General features: G+C 72.3%; 2 protein-coding genes and 1 tRNA gene. All 3 read right to left on the minus strand.

Annotation, left to right across the window (positions count from 1 at the left end; genetic code table 11):
• Positions 1-37: 37 nt before the first annotated feature.
• Positions 38-1,747, minus strand: a complete 1,710-nt coding sequence (locus ACFU6K_RS34500) for an LCP family protein (RefSeq protein ID WP_380669870.1) — start codon at positions 1,745-1,747, stop codon at positions 38-40.
• Positions 1,748-2,344: 597 nt separating this feature from the next.
• Positions 2,345-2,417: transfer RNA gene (locus ACFU6K_RS34505), tRNA-Lys, on the minus strand.
• Between the two features lie 47 nt (positions 2,418-2,464).
• Positions 2,465-3,244 carry a DNA polymerase beta superfamily protein gene (locus tag ACFU6K_RS34510; RefSeq protein WP_380669872.1) on the minus strand — a complete coding sequence of 260 codons (780 nt, stop codon included), beginning with the start codon at positions 3,242-3,244 and terminating at the stop codon, positions 2,465-2,467.
• Between the last annotated feature and the right edge of the window lie 137 nt (positions 3,245-3,381).

Genomic DNA, 3,381 nt, shown 5'->3' on the forward strand with positions numbered 1-3,381 from the left:
GGCCCGGGGGTCGTCCCCGTCGTCCCGGTGGGTGCGGTCAGCCGCCGCTGCCGTAACTGGTGTTCGCGCAGATGTCGTCGTCCGCCGAGCGGGCGTCGTTGGTGATGGTGGTCGGCAGCGGCTGCGGGGGCGCCGGGACGCCCGGGGTGGCGGCCGTCGAGCCGCCGCCCGCGGGGGCGCCGGTCGACATCCCCATCGCGGCCGCGAAGTCCTGGCCGGTGATCACCGAGATGCCCCGGGCGCCGCTGGACTCCAGGCTGGCGCCGGGGAACAGCGCGGCGACCTTCTCGGCGTTCGCCTTCTGCCCGGAGCCGTACTCGATCGTGGTGGTCTTGTACTTGGTGCTCGCCGCCTGGCCCGCCGTGCTGGCGGTGAACTTGGCGCCCTTCAGCAGCTCGGTCGCCTTGCCGGCCAGGCCGTTGGTCATCGTTCCGTTGTAGACCGCCACCCTGATCGCCGAGTTGGACGTGTCCGCGGCCGGGGCGGCCGGGGTGGTGGGCGCGGCGGGCTGCTGCGGGGCCGGGCTCGTGCCGTCCGCCGGGGCGTCCGGCTGCTGGCCGGTGGCGTTCTGACCGTCGATGGTCTGGTCCGCCTTGAGGGTCTCCCAGAGCTTGTTGGCGTCCGGCTGGACCAGGTCGAGGTCCTTGTCCTGGGTGCGGAAGCGCCAGGGCACCGTCACGAACTTCAGGTCGTGCATGTCGATGTTCTTCAGCGACAGGCCGAAGGAGAGCAGCTTGTCGGCCGAGTCCAGGCCCGGGTCGACGACCAGGGACTTGGTCGCGGCGTCGGCCAGCGGCAGGAGGGTGGTGGGGTTCATCCCCTCCTTCTTGATCTTGGTGGCGAGCGAGCCGAGGAAGGCCTGCTGGCGCTTCATCCGGCCGATGTCCGAGCCGTCGCCGATGCCGTGCCGCAGCCGGACGTAGTCGAGCGCCTGCTGGCCCTCCACGGTCTGCTTGCCCTGCGGGAGGACGAGGTCGCCCTTCTTCTTCAGGTTGGGGTTGATGTCCCCCTCGTAGATCGGCTTCGGCAGGCAGATGTCCACGCCGTTCACGGCCTTGGTCATCGAGGCGAAGCCGTTGAAGTCGACGACGAGGGTGTGGTCGACGCGGATGCCGGTGATCTTCTCCACCGTGTTCTGGGTGCAGGCCGGGTTGCCGTCGTCGCTGCCGCCCATCGAGAACGCGGCGTTGAACAGGTCGGTGTTGCCGCCCTTGGTCCACTTGCCGTTGGGCAGCTTGCAGGACGGCAGCTCGACCTTGGCGTTGCGCGGTATCGAGATGCCCACGGCGTGCTTGTGGTCGGCGTACACGTGCAGCAGGATCGTGGTGTCCGAGCGGGCGCCGCCGTCCTCGCCGCCGCCGAGGTCGGAGTTGTTCTTGCCGCGGCTGTCCGAGCCGATCAGCAGCACGTTGACCGGCCGGTTGCCGTCCGCGTCGGCCTTCGCCTCCGGGGGGCGGTTGCGGGCTATGGCGTCGGCGTCGAAGGACTTGATGTTGGCGTTCAGCTTGAGGTAGATCGCGCCGCCGACACCGGCGATGACCACCAGCACGCCCGCCGTCGACCAGGCGACGATCTTCTTCACGTTCTTCTTGGGCTTGGCGCTCTTGCGCGCCGCGGCCCGGCCGCCACCCGCGCCACCCGCGCCGGCCGAACCGCCGCCCTTGCCCTGCGCGGCACGGCGGGCCTCCGCCCGGCCACCGCTGCGCGGACCGGGCACGGAGCTCTCGGCACCTTCCGTCGTGGGCATGTCCTCGCCCCGAGCCGGGCTCTCGCCCCTCCGACCTGACATGCGCGTACCTTTCACCGACGGAAGCGACGCCCCTGACGATCCGGCGCACCGCACACAGAGAGACGGCCCGAACCGTTCCCAGGTTGCACATACGACCGTCACCACTAACCGACGATCGTGGCTTCCGATCATATTTAGGCCCGACACGATCACCGACCCTCGGCCCTCGGACAACCCCGCCGACCGACGGGCAACACCACCGCAGAACAGTCGAAACCACCCGATTCCGATGTGACCCATGCCACTGCGCCGATCCGCGCCCACACCGAATTCCGGCCACCGGCACGGCAGGTGGCGGCGCCGCTCGGTCGGCACCGGCCGCGGGCCCGAACCGGCCACGGACCGCGGCGGATCGCAGCGGATCGGCCCACCCCCGGACATGGACGTCCCAACGCCCCTGCACGCAACGGAGTTGAGCACGCGGGGCGGGCCCGGGCGGCTGCTGCCGGGACAGGCCGCGGCCCGTGGCGGCACGCGGCTCCGGACGGCGCAACGCCCGCGCCCGGGAACGGCGGAGGCCGGATCGGAGATCATCCCGATCCGGCCTCGGTGCGGTGGGGCGCCAGGGGCTCGAACCCTGAACCTACGGATTAAAAGTCCGCAGCTCTGCCAATTGAGCTAGCGCCCCGCGGCCCTGGCGCACCCGGGGTTCCGGGTGGGAGGACCACGGCGATCCTACCCGGTGGGGCCCAGGGCTCCGCCAGTGGATTGCGCGGGCGTGCCGGGGTTGTGGAGCGGCTCTTGAGGCGGCGTGTAGTGGGCGGCGCGGACCCGGCGGAGCCAGGCCTCGACGGGGCGCGGGTCGGGCGCGGCGGGCAGCACGCCGGGGCCGGCCAGGCGGTCGGCGGCGTCGGCCAGCAGGTCCTCCGCGAGGGTGGGGCGGTCGGCGATGCGTTCGCCGAGTTCGCGGATGCGTTCGGGGTCGGGCAGCCGGATCAGCTGGTGGCCGGTCTCGTGCAGGCGGACGGCCTGCTCGACCAGCCGGACCAGGTGCCGGGCGTGCTTGGCGGCCCGTCGGCGGGTGGCCGGGTCGGTGGTGTCGCGGGTCAGCAGCTTGCGGAACTGCTGGTCCGCGTAGCCGAGGTAGGCCTTCCGTACGGCCGGTGCGCTGAGGAAGGCCGTGCGCAGACCGACCAGTTCGTCACCGAGCGGGGTGCGGACCTCGTAGAGCCCGTCCGGCAGCCAGACCAGCTCGGAGGCGGTCGGGTTGCAGCTCAGTGCCAGCCGGCACCACTTGGCGGCCTCGTGCAGGGTGAGGTCGGGCGCGGTGGTGACCCGGGACTCGGCCGGGCGGTGCAGGCCGTGCAACTCCTCGGTGGGGGTGGCGAACAGGCCGAGGCGGTCGAGGTCGGAGCCGGCGTGGGCGAAGCCGTACGCGGTGGAGCCGACGATGCCCGAGAGCAGCACCGTGCCGGGGACGGACGGAAGGCCGAAGGCAGCGGGAACGGCGGGCATCGGCGGACTCCTCTCCTACGGACGGGCGGGCAGCACATCCTCGTCCGGGCATCCTCGCCGGAGCGGGCCGCGCCGGGCGAGCGAATTCCGGGCCGGCGCCGGCCCGGCCCCCGGTACAGGGGCCAAGGCGCACGACC

It is taken from the genome of Kitasatospora sp. NPDC057512 (assembly GCF_042802135.1).
Classification (GTDB): domain Bacteria; phylum Actinomycetota; class Actinomycetes; order Streptomycetales; family Streptomycetaceae; genus Kitasatospora.

Excerpts from the sequence above, each read along its gene's own strand:
- ACFU6K_RS34500 (WP_380669870.1), bottom strand. The coding sequence starts at position 1,747 with ATGCCCACGACGGAAGGTGCCGAGAGCTCCGTGCCCGGTCCGCGCAGC.
- ACFU6K_RS34510 (WP_380669872.1), bottom strand. The coding sequence starts at position 3,244 with ATGCCCGCCGTTCCCGCTGCCTTCGGCCTTCCGTCCGTCCCCGGCACG.